This is a genomic window from Mycobacterium sp., from assembly GCF_032162105.1.
In the GTDB taxonomy this organism is placed as follows: domain Bacteria; phylum Actinomycetota; class Actinomycetes; order Mycobacteriales; family Mycobacteriaceae; genus Mycobacterium.
Window position 1 is genome coordinate 1 of the sequence record NZ_JAVRPS010000149.1, and the last position, 3,552, is coordinate 3,552.

Here is a 3,552-nt window from a genome sequence, read left to right on the forward strand (position 1 = left end):
AGATTGAACAGGCCGTCTCGTCCCGGCTCGATGTGCGCGCTGTGCTGGATGTAATCAGGCGACCAGAACCGTTGCGCCGCTGCGTAATCACGCCGATTGAACAACGTGTCGAACGCCTCCAGCACCAGCGTCTTGTTGCGCTCCTCGGCCGGATTGCCGATGGACGTCCGCGGTGCGACGGGCTCGAACACCATGATCGGGATGTCGCGTCCCCCGGCGAGCCGTCGATACTCGGGAAAGTGCGGCCAAAATCGCTCGGCCACCGTCCAGTAGTGCCGCTTCTCGTCCCCGCTGACCTCGCGGGCCTGGAACTCCCTGACACTGGCGCCGTCCTGAAGTCGGACCCGTGGGTGGGCAACCAGATTGGCGTACCACGACGGGTTTGCGGGCGCCCCACCCGCGGATGCCACCGCCACGTACCGATCACCGTCGACGATCCGCATCACCGGGTTCTTCCGGACCTTGCCCGATTTCGTTCCCACGGACGTCAAGATCACCACCGGCCGGCCTTCCAACGTTCCGCCCTCGAGCCCGTCGCTGGCTTCATAGTCAGCCACCTGCTTGCGGATGCGTTCCACGCGGCTTGGCACGTATTCGCCGTCAAGGCTGCTCTCGGCAATCAGAGTCATCTCTCGGCCCTTCGATATCCGGCGACCTGCTCGTTCCATTTAGACAGGTCTGACTAAAGATGAAGATAGCCGCAGCCCGCCAACCCTGTCAACGCCTGTCGCCACTGCTGCGGGCACGATCGTGCGGCTGTCGCGTGCAGCGACGCGCATCCCGAAGTTCAGACAAGTCTGTCTGGTAAACTGCTGCGGTGGCGATGAAGACAGCGAAACGGCCGTCGGCGCGTGAACGACTGCTCGCCGCGTCTGACGAGCTGTTCTACCGCGACGGTGTCCATTCCACCGGTATCGACGCCGTCATCGCGAAGGCGGGCGTGGCCAAGGGCTCGTTGTATTACATCTTCGGCGGGAAAGACGAACTGGTCGCCGCCTATCTTCGTGGCCGCCTCCGTGCGTGGCAGCAGCGAATCGAGGAGCGCCAGGCCGGTGTCGACGATCCGGACGAGAAGATCCTGGCGATCTTCGACGCGATCGCTGACTATGTGTCCCTTCCGGGGTTCCGCGGCTGTCCCTTCGTCAATGCGGCCGCCGAAGCCCCGGCGGGAGAATCCCACCAGCAGGCCATCGAGGAGTACCGCGATTGGATCCGGCAGATCTTCGTCGAACTCGCCGCAGCGACCGGGATCGCTGACTCCGAGGCGCTGGCCGACGCGCTCGTCCTCCTCTACGACGGAGCGTTGGCGACGGCGAGCACGGCCGAGCCGGCGCGCACCGCGGCGATGACCGCCAAGCGGATCGCCCGGCTCACATTGGCAGCCGCGAACGCCTCTCGCTCGGATTGACTGGAGTTCCGGTGCAGCCCCCATGGGGGTAGTCGACGCGGGGCTGGCTGACCTGGTCGGGTAGTGCGGTTTCTTCGGCACTGAGCGTCATACCGGTGGGCAAGTTGGCCGTGAGCTGATCGAGTGTGCGGGCGCCGAGGATCACCCGAACTGACGGCTGGGCGTGCGACCTGCCACGTCAGTGCTACCTGAGACATCGTCGTCCGCTTGTCCCTGGCTATCGCCGCCACCGCGTCGAGCACGGCGAGGGTGCGTTTGCCTCATCGGTGGTGTCGCCGAAGGGCGTGGTACCCAGCGCGAACGTCGAAACGGCGCAACCGCTGGCGCCCAGATTCCGGTGCTCTTTGGGGACTCCCGATGTTGCAGGGTCATTTGATGAGGTACCTCATCGATAGTACGGTACTGAGGTACATCACAAATCGCGCTTGAGTGGAGGAGCCCATGGACACCCGACCAGTCGTCGTCATCACCGGGGCCACCAGCGGCCTGGGCAGACTCGCTGCCCTCGAGCTCGCCCGCTGGGGCGCCCACCTCGGCGTCGTCGCGCGCAGTGAAAGGAAGGTGGACGAGCTGCGCCAGGAGATCGAAGGGGTCACGCCGGGCACACCAGTCGACGCCTTCATCGCCGACCTCACGTCGTTGCGAGACGTTCGCCGGGTAGGGCAGCAGATCGACGCCCACTACGGGCGAATCGACGTGTTGATCAACAACGCTGGCGTGCACGCCTTCTCCCCGCGCCTCACGCCCGACGGATTCGCTGAGATGGTGGCGGTGAACTACCTCGCCCCGTGGGTACTGACCAACACCCTGCGTGACAAGCTCATGGCCACGGCGCCGGCGCGGGTGGTCTCCGTCGCCTCCGAGGGTGCCCGGTGGGCCGGAAGCATCGACCCCGCCCACGATCTGACCGTCACCGCCGACTACACCAGGCGCGAGGCCATGACCCTCTACTTCCGATCGAAGTTGATGGACATCATGTTCACCCAAGAACTCGGCAGACGGCTGTCGGGCACGGGCGTCACGGCGAACTGTTGTGATCCCGGCTTCAACACCACGGGCCTCGGTAGGGAATTGCCGTTCGCCGGAATACTCGAAAGAGCTCTGCACGCAATGCGAATCGGCGATCCGCGCCGCGGCGCCGGAATCATCGTGCGACTCGCCACCGACCCAGCCTTCGCCGACACCACTGGCGGCTATTTCTCCGCCAAGGATGCCAAGCCTCTCACCTGCCCAGAACCCGGACGCAGTCAGAGGATTCAGGCCGACCTGTGGGAAGCCACGGCATCGCTGCTCGACGGAGTGTGCTCGCCTCCGAGTTGAGGCTTCACCGGTCAGCCGACCATCATCGCGTGCCGGCGCAAGAACTCCAGCTCGACTGCGACCACGTCGTCGAAGCTCCGGCCGCCCTGGTAGACGTCGTAGTGCCCGCCACGGCTGCGGTGCACTTCGCCGCGTTGAGCGTTGTCGGCGACACGTAGCGCAGGACCCACCGGTGCCATGGTGTCGTGCTCGGCAACGATGAGCAGGATGGGACAACGAATTTGGGCAGCACGTCGTACTGGGCGGCGCCAGGAAAAGCTGAGTAGCGACCGCGCTGCGACCCGGTTGCGCCGCGTGCACCGCCTCACCGTCCCGGGCGAAGGCGGCTTGGTCCCCACTCGCCCCGCCGACACTGGCGGTGCTCACCACAGCGTTGGGTCTGGCCTCGTGAACGGCGTTGGCCAGGCTCACCGGGTCGCCGAAGTCGCCCACAACGGGTTCGATGCCGCGCTTGCGCAGTGCACCAGCGGACCGCTCCGATCGGGCCAGTCCCAAGACCTGGTGGCCGCGGGTGGCCAGCGCGTCGGCGGCGGCCGCGCCGAGGTAGCCGGTGGCGCCGGTGACAAGAACCTTCATGATTTTCCTTCTCGCAGAGTGACTGTGGGCTTGTGTGGTGCAATCAGGACAGGTCGATCCAGACCGACTTGTACTGCGTGTAGTTGAGTCAGAATTCTTTGGCGAGAGCTGCCACTTTCTGTCGCGCTGCTCGCATGCTGGCTTCGGCTTTATCGCCCCACGTGTTCTCCACCGCCAATGCTCGAACGTCTTGCACCCCGATGAAATGGAGCCAGAACTCGACATAGTCTGATTGGTGGTCGAACCGG

General features: G+C 65.1%; 4 protein-coding genes and 1 pseudogene. 2 read left to right on the forward strand and 3 right to left on the reverse strand.

Features of this window, described 5'->3' with window-relative positions:
* Positions 1-629: nitroreductase/quinone reductase family protein (locus QOC69_RS07365; protein ID WP_526437875.1), on the reverse strand; the 629-nt coding region annotated here is incomplete at its 3' end.
* Positions 630-823: 194 nt separating this feature from the next.
* Here QOC69_RS07365 and QOC69_RS07370 point away from each other — a divergent pair.
* A complete protein-coding gene (locus QOC69_RS07370; RefSeq protein WP_526437881.1) occupies positions 824-1,408 on the forward strand; it encodes a TetR/AcrR family transcriptional regulator in 585 nt (194 codons plus the stop codon).
* 441 nt (positions 1,409-1,849) lie between these two features.
* On the forward strand, positions 1,850-2,728 hold the full coding sequence (locus QOC69_RS07375; RefSeq protein WP_526437877.1) for an SDR family NAD(P)-dependent oxidoreductase: 879 nt from the start codon (positions 1,850-1,852) through the stop codon (positions 2,726-2,728).
* Between the two features lie 11 nt (positions 2,729-2,739).
* Here QOC69_RS07375 and QOC69_RS07380 read toward each other — a convergent pair whose 3' ends face one another.
* Positions 2,740-2,898 carry a hypothetical protein gene (locus tag QOC69_RS07380; RefSeq protein ID WP_526437879.1) on the reverse strand — a complete coding sequence of 53 codons (159 nt, stop codon included), beginning with the start codon at positions 2,896-2,898 and terminating at the stop codon, positions 2,740-2,742.
* A 154-nt stretch (positions 2,899-3,052) separates the two neighbouring features.
* Positions 3,053-3,529 (reverse strand): annotated as a pseudogene (locus QOC69_RS07385) (NAD-dependent epimerase/dehydratase family protein); the annotation flags it as partial.
* Between the last annotated feature and the right edge of the window lie 23 nt (positions 3,530-3,552).

Excerpts from the sequence above, each read along its gene's own strand:
- QOC69_RS07370 (WP_526437881.1), top strand. The coding sequence starts at position 824 with ATGAAGACAGCGAAACGGCCGTCGGCGCGTGAACGACTGCTCGCCGCG.
- QOC69_RS07375 (WP_526437877.1), top strand. The coding sequence starts at position 1,850 with ATGGACACCCGACCAGTCGTCGTCATCACCGGGGCCACCAGCGGCCTG.